Raw genomic sequence first — 25,921 nt, forward strand, 5'->3', positions numbered from 1 at the left:
CAAGATCAGGAGACCTCATGTCCATGCCCCGCTTTGCCCCCCGGCCCGTCCTCCGCCCGATGCGCTCCGCCGCCTCCGGCCTGTCGTGCCGCGCTTCCTCCCGCCGCGCGATCCTCGCCACGACCGCGGCAGCCCTGCTCGGCGCGTGGGCCGCACTGCCCGCCTTCGCGCAGGACGCCTTCCCCACCAAGCCGATCCGCTTCATCGTGCCCTACGCGGCCGGCGGCACCACCGACCTGGTGGCCCGCACCGTCGGCGCGCACATGTCGCAGACGCTGGGGCAGGCCGTCGTCATCGAGAACCGTGGCGGCGCCGGCGGCAACCTCGGCATGGACGCGGTCGCCAAGGCCGCGCCCGACGGTTACACGGTCGGCATGGGCGCCATCTCGACCAACGCGCTGAACCCGCACATCTACAAGAAGATGTCCTTCGATCCGCGCAAGGACTTCAGCGCGATCGGGCTGCTCGGGAACTCGACGATCGTCCTCGAGGTCGGACCGTCCCTGCCGGTCAAGACCGTCGCCGAGTTGCGCGCCCATGTCGCGAAGAATCCGGGGCTGCCCTTCGGCACGGCCGGCGCGGGCACCTCGATGCATCTGGCCGGCGTGCTGTTCGGCCAGCTCAGCCATACCGAGTGGGTGCATGTGCCCTACAAGGGCAGCGCGCCGCTGATCACCGACCTGATCGGCGGCCAGATCCCCGTCGCCTTCGACAATCTGCCCGCGTCGCTGCCACACATCCAGGCCGGCAAGCTGCGCGCGCTGGCGGTGGCCGGCTCGCAGCGCAATCCGGCGCTGCCGGATGTGCCGACACTCGCGGAGGCCGGCCTGCCGGGCTATGCGATCGAACCGTGGTTCGGCGTGTACGGTCCCGCCGGATTGCCCGCGCCGGTCGTGCGCCGCCTGGAGCAGGCGCTGAAGGCCGCGCTGGCCGATCCGGGCGTGAAGGAGAAGCTGGTCGCCGCCGGGTTCTCGCCGAAGTCATCGACCGCCGCGGAGCTCGCGACGCTGTCGGCGCAGGAGTACGAACGGCTCGGCAAGGTGGCGCGCAGCGCCAACATGACGGCGGATTGAAGGGTCAGCGCGCGGGCCGCTTCACCACCGCGCCGACCTTGCACGACGCCGTGTCGAACTGCGTCGTCCCCGGCGCGCCTCGGCCGCCGGTGGTGCCGTCGGCCGGCGTCCACTCGTTCACCAGCGGCAAGGTACCGCCGAAGTCCGCCGCGTTCATCGCGGTGAACCGCGTCTGCCACAGCGAACCGTGCGGCGTGCTGAACAGCTGCAGCTTCACCAGCCCGCCGCGACCGGTCGGCAGGTTGACCGCGTAGGTCGCGAAGTTGTCCGCGCTGGTCGCGTCCTTCGCGCCGCGCTTGTAGCCCGTTGCATCGTTGGGCTTGTTCCAGTCGCGGTACCCGATCGGCAGCAGGTGGCGCAGCACCGTGCCGTCGGCGTAGGTCGCCACCAGCGTGTAGTCGCAGCCGCTGGTCACGCAGTAGTAGCCGCTCCAGCCGCCGGGCTTGTCGCTGAGGAGGCGGTCCACATCGGCTTGCACCGTCGGATCGATGCGCTGCGGCAGGTTGCCGGTCCACGCCGGCGTCACCACCATCGTGCTGGCCGTCGGCGCCGCATTGAAGTGCGACACCGTGCCGATCACCGTCTGCACCTGCTGGTCCAGTTGCAACACGTCCGTGCCGGCACGCGCGCGGTCGTCGTTGGAGACTTTCTCAAAGGCGCCCGTCGTGCGGTTCCAGCGCTTGTAGCCGCCGTCGAAGGTCGAGTCCGGGAACAGCTTGTCCAGGAAGCCCTGCTGCAGGACCGCCGCCTGGTAGTCGGAGAACGCGTTCCACCGGTAGCTCGCCGCGTTGCGGTCGTCGTCGCCGCCGGACATCGGCGTGCGCTGATAGCAGACACCGTCGACGGTGCGCGTGTCGCAGGACTGGCCGCTGAACTCGCGCGTTGTCAGCAGCTGCTGCTTCACGCTGTCGAAGCCCCAGGCCGAGCCGCTCTTCGTGCCCAGCTTGTACGGATCGTCGCCCGCCTCCGCCGCGGCATCGGCGTGCGGCAGCCCGTAGGCATGGCCCATCTCGTGATTGAAGATCGCCGAGTAGATCGTGTCCGGCCGGTAGTCGCCGCCCGACACGGCCACGCCGCTGCCGCCCAGTCCGCCGCCGGTCGAGGCCGCGACCTGCCTGCCGCCGCTGAGGGTCTGGACGAAGCCGTAGAAGCCCGCCGCGAAGGCCTGGTCGCGGTTGGCCGTCCAGCCGCGCAGGTCACGCAGGAGGCGCAGCATCCGGGCGTTCGTGTCGCCATCGATGGCGCGGTAGTCGGCCCACGAGGACACCGTCATCGCGGGATAGCAGAACTTGTCGTCGTTGCGGCCGGGCACCGCCAGCTGGTCGATCGTGACCGCGCCGGCGAGGCGCGCGTCCAGCTTTGCGATGGGCAGCTTCTCGCGGTACTCGAGGTCGATCGGATACCCCGCCGTCGAGAAGGCGCTGAGGTTGAAGTCGGGCACGACCGATTGCGACGCGCGCGCGCCGAACAGGTAGATCGGCACCGTGTGATGCTTCAGCGTCGTGGCCGGCGTGACGGTCAGCGCGATCGTCCGCGGCGACGAGAAATCGGTCTGACCGACTTCCAGCGTCGCGCCGATCTGCATCCATTCCTTGGGCAGCAGCGCGCTGTACTTGACCGACGAATACGCAACACCGCCGCCGTCCGAGGTCGGCAGCCGGCCCGGCGTGTTCATCGTCAGCGGACCGAGCGTGCGACCGTCCGCGAGCTTCACGCGGACCAGCAGCGAGCCCACCGAGCCCGCCGTCGTGGATGGCTGCAGCATCAGCAGCGCCGCGCGGTCGGCGACCAGTTGGAGCTTGCGGCTCTTGTTGAGCTTGGCCTCGTTGGGCGACTGCAGGATGCGACCGTGGGCCGGGATCACATGCGTCTGCGCCAGCTCGACGCCCAGCAGTTCCGGCGTGACCGTCGGCGCGGGGCGGAGACACCTGCACGGGCGCCGACGCCGGTGCAGGCGCGGGAGCGGGTGTCGGCGCGGGAGCGGGTGCAGGCGAAGGCGAAGGCGCGGACGAAGGTCCCGGCAGGTAGAGCGCCATGGCGCGCACCGGCGCGGGCGCGGGCTCCACCGGCTGCGTTGACACGCTGGAGACGGCGAAGCGCATCGGCACGGACGGACTCGATCGCGCCGTCACGGTCGCCGGAACGGGCGCCGGCGGGATGATCGGCGGCGGCATCGGCACCGCGCCGGTCAAGGCGAACTTCGGTTTCTTGATCGCCGGTGCCGAAGGCTCCGGCGGTCGCACAGGCCCCATGCCGGCGAAGGCGCGTGCGTTGGTGCCGCCGCCCTGCGCGGCAGCGCTCACGCTGGGTTCGGGTTGACTGCTGCCTCCCGCCTTGTATGCGGCGAACGACGCTGCGGCGATGAACGCGGCAGCGGAAACGACCGCTTTGGGGTAGGGAACCGTCATGAGTGCGACATACGAATCTGCAAAAAGGCGGCGAATGATCAACGATCCTTCCAGGTTCTTTGCCTCGCCTTGACCAACTCTTACGCCTGATGCAGCCCGCTACAGGTCAGCCGGGAGGTCACGGGGCCGTCAGGCTTCGCGGCTACGCTCCGGGGTCATGACTTGCCTCTGGACCCCCTCGCGCCGCGGCCTGCTGCAGGCCGCCCTCGCCGCCGGCTGCGCCCCGGCACTGCTCCGCCATGCCGACGCCGCCAGCGCGCCGCTGTTCGCGTTGGGCGTCGCCTCCGGCAGCCCCCGTGCCGAACGCGTCGTGCTGTGGACCCGGCTGATCGGCGACCGGCTGCCGGCCCAGGTGCCGGTGCAGTGGGAACTCGCGGAGGACGGATCCTTCAAGGCCGTCGTCGCGCGCGGCACTGAACACGCGGAACCGGGTACCGCGCACAGCGTGCACGCCGAACCCGCGGGCCTGCGGCCCGACCGCTGGTACTGGTATCGCTTCCGCGCGCTGGGTCAGCGGAGCCCGATCGGCCGGACCCGCACCGCGCCGGCGGCGGGCGCGGTGGCGGCCTCGCTGCGTTTCGCCATCGCGTCCTGCCAGCGCTACGACCACGGCGAGTACGCCGCCTGGGGCGACATGGCGACGCAGGAGCTCGACCTCGTGTTCTTCCTCGGCGACTACATCTATGAATCCGCCACCGCGGTGGACAGCAAGGCGCCGCGTCGGCATCACGGCGGCCAGTGCCGCACGCTGGAGGACTACCGCCAACGCTACGCGCAATACAAGAGCGATCCGCAGCTCCAGGCGATGCACGCCAACGCGCCGTGGATCCTCACCTGGGACGACCACGAGACCCAGAACGACTGGGCGGGCGACGTGTCGCAAGACCTGGCCCCCGATTTCCATGAGCGCCGCGTCGCCGCCGCGCAGGCCTACTGGGAGCACCAGCCTTTCCCGAAGCACCTGCGTCCGCGTGGCGCCGACATGACGCTGAACCAGCGCTACGACTGGGGCAACCTGGCGCGGCTCGTCACGATCGACGACCGCTCGTGGCGCGATCCGCAGGCCTGCCCGAAACCGGGCCGCGGCGGCTCCAACACGGTCGACCTGAAGGACTGCCCGACGCTGCGCAATCCGCAGCGCACGCTGCTGGGCGCGCCGCAGGAGCAGTGGCTGCGCGACAGCTGGGACGCGACGCGCCCCTGGAATCTGCTCGCGCAGCAGACGCTGATGGCCCGCTTCAACTCGCAGGATCCGGCGAAGGGGCCGGGCCGCTACTGGACCGACGGCTGGGACGGTTACCCCTTCGCCCGCGAGCGGCTGCTGCGCGACCTGGCGGCACGGCAGGTGCCCAACGCGGTGGTGCTCGGCGGGGACGTGCACGCGAACTACGTGTCCGACCTGAAGCTCGACTGGGACGACCCGACAGCCCCGGTGCTGGCCAGCGAGTTCTGCGGCACGTCCATCTCCAGCAACGGCTCGGAGCAGTCGCGGCTGGACAAGGCCCTGCCCTTCAATCCCCACATCCGCTATGGCCGCAGCGATCAGCGCGGCTACATGCGCTTCGAGCTGCGCGCCGAGCGGCTGGAAGCCGAGCTGCGCAGCGTGCAGACGCCGTGGGACGCGAGGAGCGCGATGTTCACGGCGGCGCGCTTTGCGGTGGAGGCGGGACGGCCGGGCGCGCAGGCGGCTTGACCGGCGCCAGTGCCGGTGGACGGCCGAGGCCGCCGGCCCTCCCCCTGCCCTCTCCCGCAAGCGGGAGAGGGAGTAAGCGCGCTTCGTTCAGTCCTTCACATTCGGCGTCTTGAAGGTGCCGCTCGCGAGCGCCCGCTGCGCGCGGGCCTCGTCGAACTCCCAGTGCCACGGCTCCCGGCTCACCGTGCGGACGAGCCGAAGGACGTGGCATGCCGCTTGAGCCACTCGTAGGTGGGGTTGCCGTCGCCGCCCGCGACGGAGAGGTCGAACGCGATGCCGTTCTGGTGCTTGGAGAAGCCCGGCTTCGCCGCCGTGTTGAATCCGGGCAGTCCCCGCACGAAGCCGTCGTGCAGCAGCTTCTGCTCCGGGTAGGACCGGAAGCCGCTGTTGAGCGTAATCCTGACGCCGTCGTCCTTCGCGGCCGCCACCAGCGCGGCGAACGGCGCGATGGTCTTCATCGCCAGGCGCTCGATCTCGAGGTTCGAGTCGACGATCGCGACGAGGTCGAGCTGCTCGAGGAACTCGCCGTTGTCCCACGCGGCATTCGGGCCGAAGCGGTTGGCACCGGGCTCGGGCGGCACGAGGCCGATCGTCTCGTTCATGAAGGTGCCGGCGAGGTTGCGCGTCGACGTCCAGCCGAGGACATCCCCGCCGGCGGCCGCCGCCGCGCGACCGAAGACGATGCGCTTCTTGCTGCCGGCCTCCTCGAGCCTGACCGCGACGATCGTCACCGACGTGCCCTTCGCGATGGTCTTGAAGCCGCCGCCCGGCGACGGCACGAAGGCCATCAGATCGTCGTCGCGGCGGATGCGCGCATCCGGGTCGTCGACGACGAAGGTCCTGTCGCGGAAGCTTTCTTCGAGGCTCACGGCGGGCTCCAGGAGTGGGCACCGCCAGCGTAATCCCGAGCGGCCCGCCAAGGCCAGCCGGCGGGCCGGCGCGTCATCAAGGAAGGGGACTTGAGGAAGGGGACGTCAGGCCGCCGCGCTCCCTTGCTGCGCCCGTCGCCACGTCGCCGGCGGCAGTCCTGCCGCGCGCTTGAAGGCGCGCGAGAACGCGGCCTCCGAGTCATACCCGACCTCCAGCGCGATCGCCGCCACCGCGGCCCGGCTCTCGCGCAGCAGCCGCGCGCCGCATTGCATCCGCCAATGGGTCAGGTACTGCATCGGCGGCATGCCGGCGAGCGAGACGAAGCGCTCATGCAACGCGGACCGCGACAGTCCGACGCGATGCCCCAGTTCCTCGAGGGTCCACGGCGCCGACGGATCGCCGTGCATCAGCGTGATCGCGTGGCCGACCTGCCGGTCCTTCAGTGCGCCGAGCCAGCCGCGCGAGGCCGCCGGCAAGCTCTCCAGGTAGCGGCGCGCGCCGTCGACGAACACCATCTCGCTGACCCGCTCCAGCATCGCCGCCGTGCCCGCGCGCCGGCTCACCGTCTCGCTGGCCGCGTGCGACAGCATAGGTGCCACCCACTCGCCGACCGAGTCCCGCGGCAGCACCAGCAGCCGCGGCAGCGCGTCGATCAGCGGATTGAAAGGCCGCAGATCGCAGGCGATGAATCCGCACAGCAGCACGGTGCTCGCGTCCTCCGACGGCAGCAGGCCGGGCTCGACCATGAAGCCGCGGTAGGTCACAGGAATGGGCTTCGGTTCCTCGGGCTGGAACAGCAGACCGTCGCCGCGCGCCGGGTGCAAGCCAGGCGCGCTGGACACCGCGTGGGCATCGCCATGCGGGAGCATGGCGATGTCGCCGGCCTGCAGGCGCCGCGGCGCCTCGCCGTCGAGGGCGATCCAGCACTCGCCCTTGACCACCAGGTGGTATTCGATGACGTGTTCGGCGCCGGGCATCACCGCCGGCGCGAGCTCACGCGACGGCGGCGCCCAGGCGGCCCAGTCGTCGCGGCAGCTGACATGGAAGAACACCGAGCCGCGCAGGCGCACGCTGCGCAGCACATCGGACAGAGGGTCGGACAGGCGATCGGAGGCACGGTCGAACGAGCGGTCGAACGAGCGGTCGAACGAGCGGTCTGACGGAAGGTCGGACGGGGAGTCGGACGTGGGAGCCGCGTGGGGGTCGTGGGGGTCGTGGGGGTCGTGGGACATGGCCGATGCCGCCGCGACGGCGGACGTTCGAGCAAAGCGGCGCGACATCGGGTGAAGCGCCCGGCGCGGTGCCTCGGAATCATAGGCACACCGACGGACGCACCGCCGGACACCCCCCAGTTTGAAGGAACCGAGACATGACGACCCCCGCGAACATTCCCGCCTCCGCTGTCGGCAGCACCGCCGTGCCGGACTACACCGCCATCAAGCAACGCCAGCAGGCCACCTGGGCCAGCGGCGACTACACCATCGTCGGCACCACGCTGCAGATCGTGGGGGAGTCCCTGGCCGAGGCGGTCGACCTGCGTGCCGACGAGCGCGTCCTGGACGTCGCCGCCGGCAACGGCAACGCGACGCTGGCCGCCGCGCGCCGGTATGCCGACGTGACCTCGACCGACTACGTCCAGGCGCTGCTCGATCGCGGCCGCCGCCGCGCCGAGGCCGAAGGTCTCTCCGTCCGCTTCGAGGTGGCGGACGCCGAGTCGCTGCCCTACGAGGCCGGCAGCTTCGACGTGGCGCTGTCCACCTTCGGCGTGATGTTCGCGCCGGACCAGGCCAGCGCCGCGCGCGAGCTGTTGCGCGTGGTCCGTCCGGGCGGTCGCATCGGCCTGGCCAACTGGACGCCCGAAGGCTTCATCGGCCGGCTGTTCAAGACGATCGGCGCGCACGTGCCGCCACCGGCGGGCGTGCGTTCACCGGCGCTGTGGGGCGCGGAGTCGCATCTGGTCACGCTGTTCGGGCCGAAGGCGCAGGAGCTGCGGGTGCAGCGCAGGCACTTCAACTTCCGCTATCGCTCGGCGGACCACTTCCTGCAGGTCTTCCGCGACTACTACGGTCCAACGCACAAGGCCTTCGGCGCGCTGGATCCGGCGGGCCAGGCCGCGCTGAGCGACGACATCCGCGCGCTGCTGGATGAGCTCGACGTCGGCGGCGGTCGCGGACTGGTCGTGCCGAGCGAATACGCGGAGATCGTGATCACCGTGGCGTGAGGCGGCGGTGGCAGGACCGCATTCCGAGGCGGTGCTCCGCCTCGGGCCCTCCGCGCCTCACTGCGGTTGCGCGATCAGGCCGCCGGACAGCGTGATCGCCACGGCGATCACCAGCGCCAGCTCGTCCCCGCCGAAGAAGTCTTTGTCGAAGGCTTCGGAATCGAGGATGCCGACGACGCGCCGGTCGGCGTCGAACAGCGGCAGGCAGGCTTCGGCCTTCACCTTCGGATCGCAGGTGTAGTAGCCGCCGCCCTCGGCCACGAACGCGGCCACGTCGTTGATCAGGCGCGCGCGGCCGCTCAGGCCCACGGCGCTGTTGTTGCTGCCTGCGGCGAAGGCCTCGGTCAACGGGAACTCGGCGCGGCTCTCCGCGCCGAAGTAGGCCAGCTTCACCAGCACCGACTCGTCGGCGGACTTGCGCCGCGCCTGATACACGCCGAACCAGTGGCTGCGGCTGTGCTCGCGGTAATAGCGCGTGACGATCGTGGCTTCGGCCAGCAGGCGCTGGTTGTCAGCGCCCTGCCCGCCCAGGATGCCGGCGAGCTCATAAGGCTGCTCCGCCAACTGGCCGAACAGGGAGCAGGCGCCGCCTTCGCCGAGTTCCGGCACGCGGAAGCTCCAGCTCACCGGCGAGGCGGCCAGCGTTTCCGGTGTCAGCAGCGCTTGCAGCGCCGCCCGGTGCGCGCGCACGGCCTCCGTGAACGACGGGGAAGAGGCGGCGTCGGCGAGGTCGGCCCGCAGGCCGCTCCAGTCAAGGTATTGATCGAGAGTCATGGTCGGGAAGGAAACAGGAGGATGTCGCGAACGTCGCCGACAGCGGCGCCGTCACGCGCTCCTTTCAAGATCGAGTTCCCAAGTTTCGCCGACAAGGTCCAACCCGAATCCCTGGAAGGGCTCTGTCCCCGTCAGCCGGTAGCCCGCCTTGCGATAGATGTGCTTGGCCGCATCGAGCTGGCTGTTGGTCCACAGCCGCACGCGCTGGTAGCCGGCCTCGCGTGCGAAGCGGTGGCATTCGGCGACGAGCCGATCGCCCAGTCCGAGCCCGCGCGCGGCCGGCTCCACGAGCAGCAGCCGCAGCTGCGCGGTGCCGTCGATCGGCACGTCCGTCGTCTCGTCGCGCGCCTGCACCAGCGCCACGCTGCCAATGTTGGCGCCGTCGCGCTCGGCGATCCAGCAGGCTTCGCGGCGGGCATCGAAGCGCTCGATGAAGTCGGCGGCGATGCGCGCCACCAGGGCCTCGAAGCGCACGTCGAACTGGTACTCGCGCGCATAGAGCGCGCCGTGCCGCGACACGATCCACCCCATGTCGCCAGGCCGGTGCGGGCGCAGGATGAAGCCCTGCTTCGCGGGCTTGTCGTCGGGCGCTTCCAGCAGCCCCTGCACGCGGCGGAAGGCCTGCAGCAGCTCGGTCTGCTGCGCCTCGCCAAGCTGGCCGAGCAACGCGCCGACCTGCTCCTGCGAGCGCCGCTCCAGCGGCTTGAAGGCCTTGCGCCCGGCGGGACTCAGTTGCAGCAGCGACTGGCGCGCGTCGACCGCGCTGCGGGTCGCACGCACGAGGTCGCGTTCCTTCAGGTCGCGCAGCAGGCGGCTCAGATAGCCGCCGTCGAGGTCGAGCAGACGACCGAGGTCGGTGGCGGTGATGCCGTCGCTGTTCTCGAGATGCGCGAGCTCGAAAAGGATGCGCCCTTCGGTCAGGCTGAACGGGGAATCCAGCAGGCCTTCGTTGAGCACCCCGATGCGGCGCGTGTAGAAGCGGTTGAAGCGGCGGACGGCTTCGATGCGGTCAGGATCGGACATGGCGGCATGCTCCGCCAATTGATTGCTTTTGGCAAGCAATTGATTGCCAGCGCATCAGCGAGCTGCGTCGTCGACATTCGCCATGGCGTCGCCGCCACACTCAGTGTTTCGGTGTGCGATCCCTGTACATCGGACGCGCGGGACGGATCGCCGGCGCGTTGCTTCCTGCCGCGAAATTGCCCGGTCTTGCCGCCAGCAATACCGCCAGCAGGTCGGTCACGTTCAGCGGCTTGTAGAGCAGGCGATTGAATCCGGCCGACCCGGCCGACTCGTCCGTGATCTCCGGTCCACCGCCGGTCAGGCACACGTACATGACATGGCGGCCGGCCTCGGCGTCGATCAGCTTGGCTTCGGACACCACCTCCAGGCCGTTCATGTCCGGCATGTCGAAGTCGACGAACACCAGCTCCGGCTTGAACAGCTTCAACAGGCGCAGCCCCACCCGGCCGCTGTAGGCGACCGAGGTCGCGCAGCCATAGCAGCGGAACAACTCGCTGAGGCTGCGCGCGCCCTCCGGGTCGTCGTCGATCACGAGGACCCTCAGCGCGTGCGGCGACGTGTGGGACGCCGCGTGAGGCGATGTATCGGACATCGAAGTCTTCTCCCTGAATGCAACACGACGCAACAGCGGCCCGCGCACGACAAAGCGCGGGCGGCATCCGCCGTCCGTCCACACCGCATATCGGCAAGCTGCGTGCCCGGCCCGGCCCTCCTAAACCCAGGTCCCGCCCGCGTTGTCGCACGGCTAAAGTCGATCGGTTGAGCCGCGATCAGACGGCCGTCGGGAGTCCTCAATGAGCGTCTTGGAAGAAGGGGTGGCCGTGGTCCCGGCCGAGCACCTGAATGCAATGCTGCTGGCGCTCCATGCGCTGCGCCGCGGAGACCCGGACGTGCGGCTGCCCTTCCACTGGACCGGCGTCGCCGGCAAGCTCGCCGACGCCTTCAACGAGGTGGTCGAGCAGAACGCCTCGATGGCCGCCGAACTCTCCCGCCTGCGACAGGTCGTCGGCCGCGAAGGCCGGCTCAAGCAGCGCGCCACCCTGCCCGAACTGCGCGGCTTCTGGGGCCAGCAGATCGACTGCATCAACGCGCTCATCGACGATCTCGTCCATCCCACCAGTGAAGCCGCGCGCGTGATCGGCGCGGTCGCCGAGGGCGACCTCACCAAGTCCATGGCGCTGGAGGTCGAGAGCCGCCCGCTGCAGGGTGAGTTCCTCCACACCGCCAAGACCATCAACCGGATGGTGGAGCAGCTCGGCGACTTCTCCGCCGAAGTGACCCGGGTCGCGCGCGAGGTCGGCACCGAAGGCAAGCTCGGCGGCCAGGCCGAGGTCAAGGGCGTCGCCGGGACCTGGAAGGACCTGACCGACTCCGTCAACTCGATGGCCGGCAACCTCACCGACCAGGTCCGCAACATCGCCGACGTCACCACCGCCGTCGCGCAGGGCGACCTGTCCAAGAAGATCGAGGTCGACGTCAAGGGCGAGTTCCTGACGCTGAAGAACACCATCAACACGATGGTGGACCAGCTGCGCTCGTTCGCGTCGGAAGTGACCCGCGTCGCGCGCGAGGTCGGCACCGAAGGCTCGCTGGGCGGCCAGGCCCGCGTGGAAGGCGTGTCCGGGACCTGGAAGGACCTGACCGACTCCGTCAACTCGATGGCCGGCAACCTGACCTCGCAGGTGCGCAACATCGCGGACGTGACCAAGGCCGTGGCCGCGGGCGACCTCTCCAAGAAGATCACCGTCGACGTCAAGGGCGAGATCCTCGAGCTCAAGAACACCGTCAACACGATGGTGGACCAGCTGCGCTCCTTCGCCGCGGAAGTGACCCGCGTGGCGCGCGAGGTCGGCACCGAAGGCAAGCTCGGCGGCCAGGCCGACGTGCAGGGCGTGGCCGGCACGTGGAAGGACCTGACCGAGTCGGTGAACTTCATGGCCGGCAACCTGACCTCGCAGGTGCGCAACATCGCCGAGGTCACCACCGCCGTGGCCGCGGGCGACCTCTCCAAGAAGATCACCGTCGACGTCAAGGGCGAGATCCTCGAGCTCAAGAACACCGTCAACACGATGGTGGACCAGCTGCGCTCCTTCGCCGCGGAAGTGACCCGGGTCGCGCGCGAGGTCGGCACCGAGGGCAAGCTCGGCGGCCAGGCCGACGTGCAGGGCGTGGCCGGCACGTGGAAGGATTTGACCGACTCGGTCAACTCGATGGCGTCCAACCTGACCTCGCAGGTGCGCAACATCGCCGACGTGACCAAGGCCGTGGCCGCGGGCGACCTCTCCAAGAAGATCACCGTCGACGTGCTCGGCGAGATCCTGGAGCTCAAGACCACGATCAACACGATGGTGGACCAGCTCTCGTCGTTCGCCGCGGAAGTGACCCGCGTCGCGCGCGAGGTCGGCACCGAAGGCCGCCTCGGCGGCCAGGCCACGGTGCGCGGCGTGTCGGGCACCTGGAAGGACCTGACCGACAACGTGAACTTCATGGCCGGCAACCTGACCGGCCAGGTGCGCGGCATTGCCAAGGTCGTGACCGCCGTGGCCAACGGCGACCTCGCGCAGAAGCTGACCGTGGAGGCCAAGGGCGAGATCGCCGCGCTGGCCGACACCATCAACTCGATGACGGACACGCTCGCGATCTTCGCGGACCAGGTGACCACCGTCGCGCGCGAGGTGGGCGTCGAGGGCAAGCTCGGCGGCCAGGCCAAGGTGCCGGGCGCGTCCGGCACCTGGAAGGGCCTGACGGAGAACGTGAACGAGCTCGCCGCCAACCTGACCACCCAGGTGCGCGCGATCGCGGAGGTCGCCACCGCCGTGACGCAGGGCGACCTGACGCGCTCGATCACCGTTGAGACGCAAGGCGAGGTCGCGTCCCTCAAGGACACGATCAACGAGATGATCCGCAACCTGAAGGACACGACGCAGAAGAACACCGAGCAGGACTGGCTCAAGACCAACCTGGCCAAGTTCACGCGGATGCTGCAGGGCCAGAAGGACCTGGTCACCGTCGGTCAGCTGATCCTCAGCGAACTGGCGCCCGTCGTCGGCGTGCAGCAGGCCGAGTTCTTCGTGCTCAACATGCGCGGCGAGATGCCCCGCCTGAAGCTGATCGCCAGCTACGCCTCCGGCGGCCTGGCCACGCACGGCAAGGAGCTGGCGCTCGGCCAGGGGCTGGTCGGCCAGTGCGCGCTGGACCAGGAGAAGATCCTGCTGACCAACGTGCCGGGCACCGCCTTCCGCATCGCGTCCGGCCTCAGCGAGACCGCGGCGATGGAGGTGCTGGTGCTGCCCGTGGTCTTCGAAGGCCGCGTGCGCGGCGTGCTGGAGCTGGCCTCGCTGGAGCGCTTCAGCTCGACCCACCAGGCCTTCCTCGACCAGTTGACCGAATCCATCGGCATCGTGATCAACACGATCGAAGCCAGCACGCGGACGGAAGACCTGCTGATCCAGTCGCAGTCGCTGGCCGAAGAGCTGCAGCGCCGGCAGCAGGAACTGCAGCAGACCAACGGCGAGCTGCAGGAGAAGGCGCAGTTGCTGGCCCACCAGAACCAGGAAGTCGAGCGCAAGAACACCGAGGTCGAACAGGCCCGCCAGGCGCTGGAGGAAAAGGCCGAGCAGCTGGCCCTGACCTCGAAGTACAAGTCCGAGTTCCTCGCCAACATGTCGCACGAGCTGCGCACGCCGCTGAACTCGCTGCTCATCCTGTCCGACCAGCTCTGCAAGAACAGCGAGGGCAACCTGACGCTCAAGCAGGTCGAGTTCTCCAAGACCATCCACGCGTCCGGCAACGACCTGCTGATGCTGATCAACGACATCCTGGACCTGTCCAAGATCGAGTCGGGCACGGTGGCCGTGGACGTCAGCGAACTGCGGCTGGACGAGCTGCAGCGCTCGGTGGAGCGCAGCTTCCGCCACTTCGCGGACTCCAAGCACGTCGGCTTCGCCGTCGAGATGGACCAGCCGCTGCCCAAGTCGCTGGTCACCGACGTCAAGCGGTTGCAGCAGATCATCAAGAACCTGCTGTCCAACGCCTTCAAGTTCACGCACCAGGGCCAGGTCACCTTCAGCGTCACCGCGGCGTCCGACGGCTGGGCCGCCGACAACGAGGTGCTCAACCACGCGGGCCAGGTGATCGCCTTCGCGGTCGCGGACACCGGCATCGGCATCTCCGCCGACAAGCAGCAGATCATCTTCGAGGCCTTCCAGCAGGCCGACGGCTCGACCTCGCGCAAGTACGGCGGCACCGGCCTGGGCCTGGCCATCAGTCGCGAGCTCGCGCGGCTGTTGGGCGGCGAGATCCGGCTCGTCAGCGCGCCGGGTCGCGGCTCGACCTTCACGCTCTACCTGCCGCAGCACTACACGCCGGCGCGCAATGCGCGGCCTCGCCTGGCGCCGGCCGCGCCGGCCAAGCCCGAGGCCGGCGGCGCGCCGTCGACCGCGCCCGCCGATGACCGCGACGATCTGCCGACCCACTCCCCGGCCGCGATCTCCGCCGCCGAACTGGCCGAGGCGGCCGTGCAGCGCGCCGCCGCGCGGCGGGCGCCGTCCGCGCAGGCCCGCCCGGTCGAAGGTCGTGGCGATGGCCGCGATGAGGGCAAGGGCCAGGGCAAGAGCGACGGCGCCGGCGATGGCGGCATGACACCGCTCGACGCGCACCGCGTCCAGATGGACACGCCGCCCGACAGCATCGTCTTCGCCAACGTCGCCAAGGACGACCGCGAGGACATCGGCAGCGGCGACCGCGTGCTGCTGATCGTCGAGAACGACCTGGCCTTCGCGAACGTGCTGCTTGAAGCGGCGCGACAGTCCGGCATGAAGGGCCTCGTGGCAACCACCGGGGCGGGCGCGCTGGCGATGGCGCAGGAGTTCCGCCCCAGCCTGATCACGCTGGACATCTTCCTGCCCGACATGCAGGGCTGGCGCGTGCTGGACCGGCTCAAGTCCGACCCGGACATGCGTCACCTGCCGGTGTGCGTGGTCTCGACCGACGATGCGCGCGAACGCGCATTGCAGGCCGGCGCGCTGGGCTTCCTGCCCAAGCCGCTGCAGTCGCGCGACGATGTCGATGTCGCGCTGCGCGACCTGCAGCGCTACCTGGACCGTCCGCGACGGCGACTGGCCGTGGCGATGCCCGAAGGACCGGAGCGGCTCGCGCTGCTGACGCCGCTGGCCGACGACATCGAGACGGTGTTCGTCCAGACCGCGGCGCAGGCGCGCGACGTGCTGCCCGGCGTCGATGCGCTGCTGGTCGACGCAGTCGCGAGCGCCTTCGGTCCGCAGGACGTCCTGGACGCGCTCGAGACACGGCCCGGCACGCTGCCGCTGCCGGTGGTCGCGCTGAACACCGAGATGCCCGCCGCCGCCGGCGCCACGGAGCCCTCCGAGGAACAGGCCGCCGCGCGCCGCTGGACCCGGCCGCACGGCCTGCCGGTGCGCACGGCCACGGGCACCGACGCGGCGCTCGCGGCGCTGGCGCTGGCGCTGCACCGCGCGCCCGCCGACATGGGCGACGGCGAGCGCCAGGCAATGCACGACGCGCAGGAGACCAGCTGCCCGCTGGCCGGCAAGAAGGCGCTGATCGTGGACGACGACATGCGCAACATCTTCGCGCTGGCGACCGTGCTGGACGGCCACGGCATGGTCATCGTCTCCGCCGACAACGGCCGCGAGGCGATCCGGCTGGTGCAGGAGGACCCGTCGATCGACATCGTGCTGATGGACATCATGATGCCGGAGATGGACGGCCTGGAGACGATGCAGCAGATCCGCCGCCTGCCGCGCGGACGCGAGCTGCCGATGGTCGCCGTCACCGCCAAGGCGATGAAGGGCGACCGCCAGAAGTGCATCGAGGCCGGCGCCTGGGACTACCTGTCCAAGCCCGTCGACCCCGCCAACATGCTGACTGTGCTGCGGGGCTGGCTATGCCGCTGAGCGCCCTCTTCGACGGCTACGCGACGCCGGACGCGGCGGAGCGCGCCAGCATCCTGATCGTGGACGACCTGCCGGAGAAACTGCTCGTCTTCGAGACCATCCTGGCCGACCTGGACCAGCACCTGGTCATCGCGCGTTCCGGCAGCGAGGCGTTGCGCGAGGTGCTGCGCCAGCAGTTCGCGGTGATCCTGATGGACGTGAACATGCCGGGCATCGACGGCCTGGAGACGGCGCGGCTGATCCGCGGCTACCGGCGCTCGGCGCACACGCCCATCATCTTCGTCACCGCGTATGCGGACGAGCTGCAGACGGCGCAGGGCTACTCGCTCGGCGCGGTCGACTACATCCTCTCGCCGGTCATCCCCGACGTGCTGCGCAGCAAGGTGCGGGTCTTCGTCGACCTCTTCATCATGCAGCAGCGGCTGCGGCAGCAGGCGCTGGAGCGCATCGCCATCGCGCGCGCCGAGGCCGCGCAGCGCGCCGCCGAGGAGAACACGCGGCGCTCGATCTTCCTGGCGCAGGCGGGACGGGAACTGGCCGACTCGCTGGACGCGGACGTCGCGATGCGGCGCCTGCTCGCGCTGCTGGTGCCGAACTTCGCCCCGCGCGCCCTGCTGTGGCTGCGCGACGCGGGCCACGGCCATGAGCGCGTGCTGCGCTGCGACGCGCCGCCCGCGGCCGGCGAACCCGCCCCGTTCATCGAAGGCCGCGAGCAGATGCTGTCCGAGGTGCTCTACGACGCCACGCGCACCGCGATCGAGCAGATGATGCCGCCTCTGCCGCACGGCGCTTCCGCGGCGCCGCACGCGCCCCCCGGCCTTCGCCCCCGCCCTCCCGCCCGGCGTGCCCGGCCTGCCCGACGACGAGCCCCCGCCCCGCGCGCCGCTGCGCCGCGACACCGCCAGCGGCGTCGTGCTGCCGCTGGTCGCGGGCGAGCGCATGCTCGGCGGCCTGCTGCTGGTCGAGCCGCATCAGCCGCCCGACTGGCCGACGCTGGAGGAACTGGCGGGCCGCGCCGCGATCGCCTTCGAGAACGCGCGGCTGTACGGCGCGCTCCAGGCCGAGATCGTCGAACGCCGCCAGGCCGAGGCCGGGCTGCTTGAAGCGAGCCGGCGCAAGGACGAGTTCCTCGCGATGCTGTCGCACGAGCTGCGCAATCCGCTGGCGCCGATCCGCAACGCGATCGAGGTCATGCGCGCGCTCGCCGACACGTCCACGCGCGACGGCCAGCCGCACCCCGACGCGCAGGACCGCGACCGGCGGCTGGGCGAGGCGGTCGCGGTCACGGATCGCCAGGCCCGGCACCTGACGCGGCTGGTCGACGAGCTCCTCGACGTGGCGCGGATCAGCCAGGGCAAGATCGTGCTGAAGAACGAGACCGTCGATCTGCGCGACATCGTGCGCCACGGCCTGGAGCCGGTGCAGTCGTTGATCGACGGGCAAGGCCAGCAGCTCTGCCTGACGCTGCCCGATCGCCCGGCGCGCGTGCGCGGCGACGCGGCGCGCTTGATCCAGGTCGTCACCAACCTGCTGCACAACGCGAGCAAGTACACCGGCGCCGGAGGCCGCATCGAGCTGACGCTCGTCCACCAGGACACCGACGGCGTCGGACAAGAGGGCGTGTTCGTGCTGACCGTGCGCGACAACGGACGCGGCATCGCCGCGTCGCTGCTGCCGCATGTCTTCGACCTGTTCGAACAGGGACCGCGCGGACTCGACCGCAACCAGGGCGGCCTCGGCGTCGGACTGACGCTGGTGCAGCGCCTGGTGCAGCTCCATCACGGCCAGGTGGAGGCCCGCAGCGAAGGCCCCGGTCACGGCTCCGAGTTCGAGGTGCGCCTGCCCGCCGCCGTGGACGAGGCGCTCGGGACACCGCTCGCGCCCGTCGCTTCCGAGGAGCGCGTCGTGCCCCCGCGCGCCGAGATGGCGGTCGGCAATGACGTTCGCAATGAAGTTCGCGGCGAGGTCCGCGGAGACGGGCACCAGGACGAGGACCAGTGCCCGTGCCCGTGCCGCGTGATGGTCGTCGACGACAACCGCGACGCGGCCGATTCGATGGCGGTGTTCCTCGAACTCGCGGGCTTCGACACCGCGGTGCAGCTCGATGGCCCCAGCGCGCTCGACGCCGCGACCACGCGCGCGCCGCAGGTGGTGCTGCTCGACATCGGCCTGCCCGGCCTGGACGGTTATGAGGTCGCGCGCCGCCTGCGCGCCCTGCCCGGCGGCATGGACTGCCTGTTGATCGCGCTCACCGGCTACGGCCAGCAGGACGACCGTCGCCGTGCGCACGAAGCCGGCTTCGACGTCCATCTGGTCAAGCCGGCCGATCCGGATGCGGTCGTCGAACTGATCCAGGAATGGCGGCTGCGCGATCGGAGCGCACGTCCCGCGGAGGCGGCCGCGCGCTGAACGGGAGGCACTGGACGGGAACACTGGACGGGAGGCGCCGAACGGGAACGGCGGCCGGGGCACTACGGGGACTCCCTTCTCATCAAAGACGATCACCATGCCTCTTCCCCTCCTCGCCACCGTGCTCGCTCCCGCCGTCTCGTCGCTTGTCGGCGGTCTCGTCCAGAAGGGCGTCTCCAAAGTTGCCGGGCCACGGGCCGGCATGATGGCCGGCGACCTCGCCGGCGCCGTCGCGCCCAGCCTGATGCAGAACGCGGGCGCCAGCGTGCCTTCGACTTTCCTCCAAAGGCGCTGACCGCAACCAGCACGGGGCTGCTCATCGGCAGCCTCGCACCCAGCCATCGCAACGAGCCAGGTCTGCACCCACCCGATCCATGAACCGGGACTGCGACCGGCCACTGCCGCACGGTGTGGTCCCCTTCGGAAGACACACCATGACTGGCCTGTTCCCGCTCGGCGTTACGAGCGGCCCGTCGCTGCCGCCGGACGATCCGGTGAGCGTCACCTTGGGTCACCGCTTTCTCTCGTCGCGTCCCCAGGTGATCGACGACTTTTCCGGATCCGGCTTCCTGCCGCTGCTGCGGATGCTGGCGCGCGTTCGCAACCTCGACGGCCCGGACGACATCGCGAGCGGCATTCCGACGGCGATGTCCCGGGCCCAGGCGCCCTACGCGGAGATGGGGCTGCTGGCCGCCTTCTTCCCGCTGGTCGCCGCCGCCGCGGTGGGCGCGGTCAGATCGGCGCGCGCGGGCTACGCGCAGGGCTATCCCGACAGTGTGCGGCGCACCCTGGACCAGCAGCAGCGGTTGATCGACGCATTGAGGCACGGCAACAGCGTCGGCAACGGCGCCGACACCGGCGAATCGGAAGCCGCGCTGCAGCCGCTCATCGACCTGCACGCGCAGGGCGTCGAGCGATTCGAGGCGCGTCGACGGCATCGCGACAAGGGTCTCCTCTCGCTGCTGAAGCACAACCTGACCAGCAAGCGGCATCACACCCCGGGCAACGGCGTGCTGAGCGACGCCTTCAACAAGCGGGCCGCCGACATCATCGCCGAGCGCCTGGCACGCCACTGGCGGCTGGACACCGAGGAGACGAGTTATCAATCGCATCTGCTGCGCAAGTGCGAAGGCGAGCGGCAGGTGGCCAAACGCACCCGGACCGTCAGGCTGCTGACGGGCATCGGCATGCCGGGCATGGCGGCCGGCATGGTGGCCTCCATGGGCAAGTCGGCGGCCTCCGCCGGCGCGGTGGCGGCGCAGGCCGCGGGGAGCGTGTCCAGGCAGGTGGCCGCCGAAGCGGCCCATCACGCCCTCGGGGCGGCGACTGGCGGCATCATGATGGGCGCCCAGTTGGCCCAGGGCCTGTCGGGCGTCGTGAACGGACGCCTCCATGCCCGCGCAGCACCGCCAGATCCGCCGCGACCGGGACGCCTTGCAGGCGATCGCCGCCGACCTGCCCGAACGCGTTCCGACGCTGTATGCGCGGGACGCGCGGTTCCGGCTGGCCGACAGCGCCAGGAGCCAGGCGTGCGACGCGATGCTGAGCGCGGGCCAGGGACTGATGCTGGGCGCCTCCGTGTCGACCTTCGCCTGCCCGCCCGTGGCCCTGGCGCTGGCGGTTCCGGGCATCGCCCTCACGCTGGGCGGCAGCGTGGGCGCCGGCATCAACGAGGCGCATCGGGACGGCTATCTCGGCGAACAGGCGCCGGCGTCGATGAAGGCGGCGATGCGCCTGGGCAACCTCGGGCCGCGCTTGCGCGAAGGAACGCTGGGCCAGGTCTTGCGGGAGGTCGCGGACCGGTTCGAGGGTCACCAGGACCGGGCCTCGCTGGCGCGCCGTCGGCGCGATCCGAAGTCCCGCGGCGGGGAGACCGGATTCGCGCCTCAGGAACAGTGGGCAGGCGAGCTGCGGCAGCACCCGGCCAGCGCCGCCATCACCGCGCTGAAGTCTTTCCGGCAGGAGGTGTTCTTCGCCACGGCCCGCGATCTGGCACGCCGCCGGGATCCGGCGACGCAGGCGCTGTTCCATGACGCGACCGGGCGCCGGCTGAAGACGCTGACTGACGATGAACGCTTCGCGCGGTACCTGGCCGCCGATCCCGAGGCCCGGGCCATCCAGCGGCGACGGCACAACGAGATCCTCGCGCGCCACCTCCAGGCGGTGGACCGCTTCGGACGCGCCGACAGCCGCGAGGCCCTGACCGACCTGGCGCACGTGAAGCGGGACCGCGCCGCCCGACACGGGCCCACGCCCCCAGCAATGCGAGCGACTTGAGCGACATGCGCGACAGGAGCGACAGGAGCGGCAACAGCAACTAGAGCGGCGGACCGGACACGACCGGCGCCATCGGAGCGACGAAAAAAGGGCTGCTTCCCAGCAGCCCTTTCCGGTTCACGGGCCCCGCCACGACGGGGCCTCGGCGCGGCGATCAGCCGTGCTTCGCGTCGAAGAACTGTTCGTCCTCCGTCGACCCCTTCAGCGCCGCGGTCGACGCCTGCGCCTCGATCGTGGTGGTGACCGCGTCGAAGTAACCGGTGCCCACTTCGCGCTGGTGCTTCACCGCGGTGAAGCCCTTCTCGGCGGCGGCGAATTCCGCCTCCTGCAGCTCGACGAAGGCGCTCATGTTGTTGCGCGCATAGCCGTAGGCCAGGTTGAACATCGAGTAGTTCAGGCTGTGGAAGCCGGCCAGCGTGATGAACTGGAACTTGTAGCCCATCGCGCCCAGCTCGCGCTGGAACTTGGCGATCGTGGCGTCGTCCAGGTTCTTCTTCCAGTTGAAGCTCGGCGAGCAGTTGTAGGCCAGCAGCTTGCCCGGGAACTTCGCGTGGATGGCTTCGGCGAAGGCCTTGGCGAAGGCCAGGTCCGGCTTGCCCGTTTCGCACCAGATCATGTCGGCGTACGGCGCGTAGGCCAGGCCGCGGCTGATGGCCTGCTCCAGGCCGTTGCGGGTGCGGAAGAAACCTTCGACGGTGCGCTCGCCGGTGCAGAAGGGCTTGTCGTTGTCGTCGATGTCGCTGGTCACCAGGTCGCCGGCCTCGGCGTCGGTGCGGGCCAGCAAAACGGTCGGCACGCCCATCGTGTCGGCGGCCAGGCGCGCGGCGACCAGCTTGGCCACCGCTTCACGCGAAGGCACCAGCACCTTGCCGCCCATGTGGCCGCACTTCTTCGCGGCGGCCAGCTGGTCTTCGAAGTGCACGCCCGAAGCGCCCGCCTCGATCATGGCCTTCATCAGCTCGAAGGCGTTCAGCACGCCGCCGAAGCCGGCTTCCGCGTCCGCGACGATGGGGGCGAAGTAGTCGATGTCGCTCTTGCCTTCGCTCCATTGGATCTCGTCGGCGCGCTTGAAGGTGGCGTTGATCTTCTTGACGACCTTCGGCACCGAGTCCACCGAGTACAGCGATTGGTCGGGGTACATCTCGCCATTGCTGTTGGCGTCGCCGGCGACCTGCCAGCCGGACAGGTAGATCGCCTTCAGGCCGGCCTTGACCTGTTGCATGGCCTGGTTGCCCGTCAGCGCGCCCAGCGAGTTGATGAAGGGCTCGGTGTTCACGAGGTTCCACAGCTTCTCGGCGCCGCGCTTGGCCAGCGTGTGCTCGATGTTGATGGAGCCGCGCAGGCGGACCACGTCGGCCGCCGAGTAGCCGCGCTGGACGCCCTTCCACCGGGGGTTCTCCGCCCAGTCCTTCTCGAGGGCGGCAATCTGCTGTTCGCGGGTCAAGGTCGTCATGGTGAGCTCCTGGTGGTTCGAGTGAAGTTGCAAAACCGATGGCTCAAATCTAGACGCCTGGACCTCCGGCGTGTGAGGCGATGTCTTATATAAGACTGATTTTTTAATCCTTTTAAATCAATAACTTGCAAAACATAAACCGGATCGTGAGAACAGCTCTTCCATGATGAGAAATCTTGCGGCACTGCAGCACGTCAGTTTTTTGCATGCCGGCAAGTTCTTTTCATAATTTGAAATCCATCGATGCACCGCGCGGACGGATTCATTGCAAATGAAGGAGTCACTCCCTCATTTGCAGCAGGCGGTCGTCGCTCAGTCGCAATTCGATGGTCGACCCTTTGAGTCCGCCCACCGCACTAGAGCTTTCGTGCCGCGACCTGATTTCAGGCCGCCGCGCGCCGGGACACCGGTCGTGCTCCGCGGCACCGTGGCGACCTCCCGATCGCGCGGCGGTTTTCAAGGAAAAACGATGATTGGTGCAATTGCAAGTGCTGTGCTTCCGGGCCTGCTGGGCGGCGTCGGCGGCAACAAGGGTTCGGGTTCCGCAGGCGGCGGCGGCCTGCTGTCGGGCATCGGCGGCATCGCCAACAGCCTGACCGGCGGCCTGCTGGGCGGCGCGGCCAACTCGCTGGGACTGGGCAAGCTGTTCGGCGGCTGATCCGCATCCGGCGGTGCGGCGGATGTGGCGACAGCGGTCTCTTGACCACCTGTCGCCCGCATCCGGCGCTATCCGGCCACGCTGACAAGGGGGCGCTCCGTGCGCCCCTGTTCTTTGGTGACATGGCGATGTTTCATCGCGCATCGCCGGGCACAACTGCACGTTCGCGCCGATTCACCCCGCACGTTGTCAGACAACTAGCTTCTACAGTCCTTCCCATGCACGCGTCAGCAAGCCTGTTGGTGCGGCGTTAAGAGCGCACACCGATGATCCATCGGCCACGGCGTTGTATGACAACTGGCTTCCGCCATGACGGAAGTCGAGACTGGGGAGATGCTGTGAAACTGAATGACATGCGCCTGTCGGTGCGGCTGGCAACGGGCTTCGGCGTGGTGCTGCTGCTGGTGGCGGCGCTGATGACCGTCGGCTGGCTGGGACTGAACCGGACCGCCGACGCCACCCGCACCATGATGGCGGTGCCGCTGCAGAAGGAGCGCCTGGTGAGCGAGTGGTACATGCTGACCATCGTCGGCGTGAAGCGCTACACCGCCATCGCCAAGAGCACGGACGCCTCGCTGGCCGACTACTTCGCCGGCGACGTGAAGATCTCCACCGCGCGCGGCAACGAGATCGTCAAGGCGCTCGACGAGCTGCCCAAGAGCGACGCCGAGAAGAAGGTCGTCGCCGAGCTGACCGAGGCGCGCCAGGCCTACATCGCGACGCGCAACAAGATCGCCGAGCTCAAGAAGAGCGGCGACACCGACGCCACCGAGCGGCTGCTCAACGACCAGTTCCGTCCGCAGGCCGAGGCCTATCTCCTGAAGATGACGGGCTACCTGAAGTTCCAGCAGCAGACGCTGGACGAGATGGCCGCGGAGGTCGACCACGTGACGCAGCGCGCGCAGACCCGCATCACGGTGATGGGCCTGCTGGCGATCTTGGCGGGCACGCTGTTCGCGTGGGCGTTGACGCGCTCGGTGACCAAGCCGCTGTCGGAAGCGGTGCGGCTGGTCGAGGCCGTGGCCGAAGGCGACCTCACCCGCGCCGCGCCCCCGCAGGGCAAGGACGAGATCGGCGCGATGGTCGGCGCCCTGGAGCGCATGCGGACCAGCCTGCAGACGGCGATCTCGCAGGTGCGCGAGTCCTCGGAGAACATCCAGAACGCCTGCCACGAGGTGTCGGCGGGCAACCAGGACCTGAGCCAGCGCACCGAGCAGACGGCGTCCAACGTGCAGCGCGCGGCCAGCACGATGGAACAGCTCAGCGGCACCGTCGGGCACACGGCCCAGTCGTCGGGAGAAGCGAACAAGCTCGCGGTGGCGGCGTCCTCGGTGGCGGCGCGCGGCGGCCAGGTCGTGGCGGAGGTCGTCACGCGCATGCAGGGCATCCACGACAGCTCGCGCAAGATCGCCGACATCATCGGCACCATCGACGGCATCGCGTTCCAGACCAACATCCTGGCGCTGAACGCGGCGGTCGAGGCGGCGCGCGCCGGCGAGCAGGGCCGCGGCTTCGCGGTCGTCGCCTCGGAGGTGCGCACGCTGGCGAGCCGCTCGGCGGCCGCGGCCAAGGAGATCAAGTCGCTGATCGCGGCCAGCATGGAGCAGGTCGAAGCCGGCACCGGGCTGGTGAACCGCGCGGGCGACACGATGAACGAGGTGGTTCAGGCCATCGCCCAGGTCAACCGCATCGTGGGCGAGATCAGCGTCGCCAGCGCCGAGCAGGCGACGGGCGTGTCGCAGGTGTCCAGCGCGGTCAGCGAGATGGACGCCGCCACACAGCAGAACGCCGCGATGGTCGAGGAGATCGCCAGCGCGGCGTCCAGCCTGCGCGGCCAGGCGCTGGGCCTGGTCGACGCGGTGCGGGTCTTCCGGATCAGTCGAGCTTGAGCTTCTGCTGCTCGACGACCTTCTTGTAGACCGCGTACTCGGCCTTGATCTGCTCGGTGAACTGCTCGGGCGTATTGCCGATCACGATCGAGCCGGTCTCCTCGATGCGCTTCCTGACCTCGGGCATCTCGACGGTCTTGCGCGCGGCCTCGTTGATCTTGGCCACGACTTCCTTGGGCAGGTTCTTCGGGCCGAGGATGCCGTAGTAGGCCATGCGGTTCACGGGCTCGAGGCCGAGCTCCTTGAAGGTCGGCACGTTGGGCAGCACGGCCAGGCGCTGCGGCGCCGCGACGGCGATCGCGACCAGGCGGCCGTCCTTGATGAAGGGCAGCGCCGACGGCAGGTTGTCGAAGATCATCGGCACCTGGCCGGCGACGGTGTCGTTCAGCGCGGGGCCCGCGCCGCGGTACGGGATGTGCGTGACGAAGACGCCGGTCAGGCTCTTGTACAGCTCCATCTGCAGGTGGCCGATGCCGCCGGTGCCCGAGGTCGAGTAGCTGTACTTGCCGGGGTTCTTCTTCAGTTCGGCGACGAAGGCCTTGTAGTCCTTGGCCGGGAAGGACGGATGCACGGCGATCACGTTGGGCGTGGCCGCGAGGTTGATGATGGGCGTGAAGTCCGTCAGCGGGTTGTACGGCGTCTTGGGATTGATCGCGGGGTTGGTGGCCGTGGTGGACACGGTCGCGACGCCGAGGGAGTAGCCGTCGGGCGCGGACTTGGCGGTGTCGTTGGCGCCGATGATGCCGCCGCCGCCGGCCTTGTTCTCGACGATCATCGTCTGGCCCAGCGGCCCGTTGATGTGCTGCGCGACGACGCGGGCCACGATGTCGGTCGTGCCGCCCGGCGCGAACGGCACCACCAGCTTGACCGGCTTGGTCGGATAGGACTGGGCCAGCGCCGCGGCGCAGGACAGCGACAGCGTGCTCAGCAGCAGGCCGTGTTGGAGGATCGAGCGACGGTTCATTGGGCTCCTCGTCTTTTGAACAATAGGTAACGTGATCGGAACAGCTTAAGTATGTGCCGGCTGGCCCGGCCTAGCGGAACTACGTAGAGACCTCGTCACAGGAGCGGGAAACCCCTGGCGCGGTCTGAGGCTGCGTTCGGGAGTTCCGATGTGACCAGGCGAGCCCCCGCAGCGGGAGGCTTCACCACGTTTAACCACAGCCAACCCCCGCTGACGACAGGAGGAAGTACCTTGGCTGCGCGCCGCTGATTGCCATGCGGCAACGAAAGGTCCCTC

At 69.6% G+C, this 25,921-nt stretch carries 19 protein-coding genes; 11 read left to right on the forward strand and 8 right to left on the reverse strand.

Features of this window, described 5'->3' with window-relative positions; translation table 11 throughout:
• The first annotated feature begins 59 nt into the window (after positions 1-59).
• Positions 60-1,073 carry a Bug family tripartite tricarboxylate transporter substrate binding protein gene (locus ACFJIX_RS26420; protein WP_377161989.1) on the forward strand — a complete coding sequence of 338 codons (1,014 nt, stop codon included), beginning with the start codon at positions 60-62 and terminating at the stop codon, positions 1,071-1,073.
• Positions 1,074-1,077: 4 nt separating this feature from the next.
• Here ACFJIX_RS26420 and ACFJIX_RS26425 read toward each other — a convergent pair whose 3' ends face one another.
• Entirely contained in the window at positions 1,078-2,937 is a 1,860-nt protein-coding gene (locus ACFJIX_RS26425; protein ID WP_377155579.1) for a M66 family metalloprotease, read from the reverse strand.
• 170 nt (positions 2,938-3,107) lie between these two features.
• Here ACFJIX_RS26425 and ACFJIX_RS26430 point away from each other — a divergent pair, with 170 nt between their 5' ends.
• The gene (locus tag ACFJIX_RS26430; protein WP_377155581.1) at positions 3,108-3,392 is read left to right on the forward strand and encodes a hypothetical protein; all 285 of its coding nucleotides are present in this window, start codon (positions 3,108-3,110) and stop codon (positions 3,390-3,392) included.
• A 246-nt stretch (positions 3,393-3,638) separates the two neighbouring features.
• Positions 3,639-5,174 (forward strand): alkaline phosphatase D family protein, encoded by a 1,536-nt coding sequence (locus tag ACFJIX_RS26435; RefSeq protein ID WP_377155582.1) that lies wholly within the window; start codon positions 3,639-3,641, stop codon positions 5,172-5,174.
• Between the two features lie 179 nt (positions 5,175-5,353).
• Here the strand turns inward: ACFJIX_RS26435 and ACFJIX_RS26440 are convergent, their stop codons facing one another.
• A complete protein-coding gene (locus ACFJIX_RS26440; protein WP_377155584.1) occupies positions 5,354-6,043 on the reverse strand; it encodes a M15 family metallopeptidase in 690 nt (229 codons plus the stop codon).
• Positions 6,044-6,148: 105 nt separating this feature from the next.
• Positions 6,149-7,276, reverse strand: a complete 1,128-nt coding sequence (locus tag ACFJIX_RS26445) for an AraC family transcriptional regulator (RefSeq protein ID WP_377155585.1) — start codon at positions 7,274-7,276, stop codon at positions 6,149-6,151.
• Between the two features lie 137 nt (positions 7,277-7,413).
• On the opposite strand from ACFJIX_RS26445, the gene ACFJIX_RS26450 reads away from it, so the two are divergent.
• Entirely contained in the window at positions 7,414-8,265 is an 852-nt protein-coding gene (locus ACFJIX_RS26450) for a class I SAM-dependent methyltransferase (protein WP_377155586.1), read from the forward strand.
• A 57-nt stretch (positions 8,266-8,322) separates the two neighbouring features.
• Here ACFJIX_RS26450 and ACFJIX_RS26455 read toward each other — a convergent pair whose 3' ends face one another.
• From ACFJIX_RS26455 to ACFJIX_RS26465, 3 genes are all read right to left on the reverse strand, one after another.
• A complete protein-coding gene (locus ACFJIX_RS26455; RefSeq protein WP_377155587.1) occupies positions 8,323-9,039 on the reverse strand; it encodes a GAF domain-containing protein in 717 nt (238 codons plus the stop codon).
• A 51-nt stretch (positions 9,040-9,090) separates the two neighbouring features.
• Positions 9,091-10,062, reverse strand: a complete 972-nt coding sequence (locus ACFJIX_RS26460; protein WP_377155588.1) for a GNAT family N-acetyltransferase — start codon at positions 10,060-10,062, stop codon at positions 9,091-9,093.
• A 100-nt stretch (positions 10,063-10,162) separates the two neighbouring features.
• The gene (locus tag ACFJIX_RS26465) at positions 10,163-10,654 is read right to left on the reverse strand and encodes a response regulator (RefSeq protein ID WP_377155589.1); all 492 of its coding nucleotides are present in this window, start codon (positions 10,652-10,654) and stop codon (positions 10,163-10,165) included.
• Positions 10,655-10,856: 202 nt separating this feature from the next.
• Between ACFJIX_RS26465 and ACFJIX_RS26470 the strand changes: the two genes are divergently transcribed.
• The 5 genes from ACFJIX_RS26470 (at position 10,857) to ACFJIX_RS26490 (ending at position 20,681) form a co-directional block, all read left to right on the forward strand.
• Positions 10,857-15,995 (forward strand): HAMP domain-containing protein, encoded by a 5,139-nt coding sequence (locus ACFJIX_RS26470; protein ID WP_377155591.1) that lies wholly within the window; start codon positions 10,857-10,859, stop codon positions 15,993-15,995.
• The gene (locus tag ACFJIX_RS26475; RefSeq protein WP_377155593.1) at positions 15,986-17,098 is read left to right on the forward strand and encodes a two-component system response regulator; all 1,113 of its coding nucleotides are present in this window, start codon (positions 15,986-15,988) and stop codon (positions 17,096-17,098) included. The genes ACFJIX_RS26470 and ACFJIX_RS26475 overlap by 10 nt, the downstream gene beginning before the upstream one ends.
• Positions 17,091-18,404: an ATP-binding protein gene (locus tag ACFJIX_RS26480; RefSeq protein ID WP_377161991.1), complete on the forward strand. Its 1,314-nt coding sequence runs from the start codon at positions 17,091-17,093 to the stop codon at positions 18,402-18,404. The genes ACFJIX_RS26475 and ACFJIX_RS26480 overlap by 8 nt, the downstream gene beginning before the upstream one ends.
• Positions 18,405-18,501: 97 nt before the next feature.
• Positions 18,502-18,699, forward strand: coding sequence for a hypothetical protein (locus ACFJIX_RS26485; RefSeq protein ID WP_377155595.1), 198 nt, complete (start codon positions 18,502-18,504; stop codon positions 18,697-18,699).
• A gap of 1,097 nt (positions 18,700-19,796) precedes the next feature.
• Entirely contained in the window at positions 19,797-20,681 is an 885-nt protein-coding gene (locus tag ACFJIX_RS26490; protein ID WP_377155596.1) for a hypothetical protein, read from the forward strand.
• A gap of 154 nt (positions 20,682-20,835) precedes the next feature.
• On the opposite strand, the gene aceA is transcribed toward ACFJIX_RS26490, so the two are convergent.
• Positions 20,836-22,134, reverse strand: coding sequence for an isocitrate lyase (gene aceA / locus ACFJIX_RS26495; protein ID WP_377155598.1), 1,299 nt, complete (start codon positions 22,132-22,134; stop codon positions 20,836-20,838).
• Between the two features lie 469 nt (positions 22,135-22,603).
• Here aceA and ACFJIX_RS26500 point away from each other — a divergent pair, with 469 nt between their 5' ends.
• Both ACFJIX_RS26500 and ACFJIX_RS26505 read left to right on the forward strand, forming a co-directional pair.
• Entirely contained in the window at positions 22,604-22,792 is a 189-nt protein-coding gene (locus ACFJIX_RS26500; protein ID WP_377155599.1) for a hypothetical protein, read from the forward strand.
• Positions 22,793-23,130: 338 nt separating this feature from the next.
• Positions 23,131-24,681 carry a methyl-accepting chemotaxis protein gene (locus tag ACFJIX_RS26505; RefSeq protein ID WP_377155600.1) on the forward strand — a complete coding sequence of 517 codons (1,551 nt, stop codon included), beginning with the start codon at positions 23,131-23,133 and terminating at the stop codon, positions 24,679-24,681.
• On the opposite strand, the gene ACFJIX_RS26510 is transcribed toward ACFJIX_RS26505, so the two are convergent.
• Positions 24,668-25,645, reverse strand: coding sequence for a tripartite tricarboxylate transporter substrate binding protein BugE (locus ACFJIX_RS26510; RefSeq protein WP_377155601.1), 978 nt, complete (start codon positions 25,643-25,645; stop codon positions 24,668-24,670). The two genes, ACFJIX_RS26505 and ACFJIX_RS26510, sit on opposite strands and share 14 nt — an antisense overlap.
• Positions 25,646-25,921: the final 276 nt, after the last annotated feature.

The sequence above is a fragment of the Roseateles sp. UC29_93 genome (assembly GCF_042695725.1).
Taxonomy (GTDB): Bacteria; Pseudomonadota; Gammaproteobacteria; order Burkholderiales; family Burkholderiaceae_C; genus Roseateles; species Roseateles noduli_A.

Coding starts and splice junctions, on each gene's coding strand:
- ACFJIX_RS26420 (WP_377161989.1), top strand. CDS start 60: ATGCGCTCCGCCGCCTCCGGCCTGTCGTGCCGCGCTTCCTCCCGCCGC.
- ACFJIX_RS26430 (WP_377155581.1), top strand. CDS start 3,108: ATGGCGCGCACCGGCGCGGGCGCGGGCTCCACCGGCTGCGTTGACACG.
- ACFJIX_RS26435 (WP_377155582.1), top strand. CDS start 3,639: ATGACTTGCCTCTGGACCCCCTCGCGCCGCGGCCTGCTGCAGGCCGCC.
- ACFJIX_RS26445 (WP_377155585.1), bottom strand. CDS start 7,276: ATGTCCCACGACCCCCACGACCCCCACGACCCCCACGCGGCTCCCACG.
- ACFJIX_RS26450 (WP_377155586.1), top strand. CDS start 7,414: ATGACGACCCCCGCGAACATTCCCGCCTCCGCTGTCGGCAGCACCGCC.
- ACFJIX_RS26455 (WP_377155587.1), bottom strand. CDS start 9,039: ATGACTCTCGATCAATACCTTGACTGGAGCGGCCTGCGGGCCGACCTC.
- ACFJIX_RS26460 (WP_377155588.1), bottom strand. CDS start 10,062: ATGTCCGATCCTGACCGCATCGAAGCCGTCCGCCGCTTCAACCGCTTC.
- ACFJIX_RS26465 (WP_377155589.1), bottom strand. CDS start 10,654: ATGTCCGATACATCGCCTCACGCGGCGTCCCACACGTCGCCGCACGCG.
- ACFJIX_RS26470 (WP_377155591.1), top strand. CDS start 10,857: ATGAGCGTCTTGGAAGAAGGGGTGGCCGTGGTCCCGGCCGAGCACCTG.
- ACFJIX_RS26475 (WP_377155593.1), top strand. CDS start 15,986: ATGCCGCTGAGCGCCCTCTTCGACGGCTACGCGACGCCGGACGCGGCG.
- ACFJIX_RS26485 (WP_377155595.1), top strand. CDS start 18,502: ATGCCTCTTCCCCTCCTCGCCACCGTGCTCGCTCCCGCCGTCTCGTCG.
- ACFJIX_RS26490 (WP_377155596.1), top strand. CDS start 19,797: ATGCCCGCGCAGCACCGCCAGATCCGCCGCGACCGGGACGCCTTGCAG.
- aceA (WP_377155598.1), bottom strand. CDS start 22,134: ATGACGACCTTGACCCGCGAACAGCAGATTGCCGCCCTCGAGAAGGAC.
- ACFJIX_RS26500 (WP_377155599.1), top strand. CDS start 22,604: ATGATTGGTGCAATTGCAAGTGCTGTGCTTCCGGGCCTGCTGGGCGGC.
- ACFJIX_RS26510 (WP_377155601.1), bottom strand. CDS start 25,645: ATGAACCGTCGCTCGATCCTCCAACACGGCCTGCTGCTGAGCACGCTG.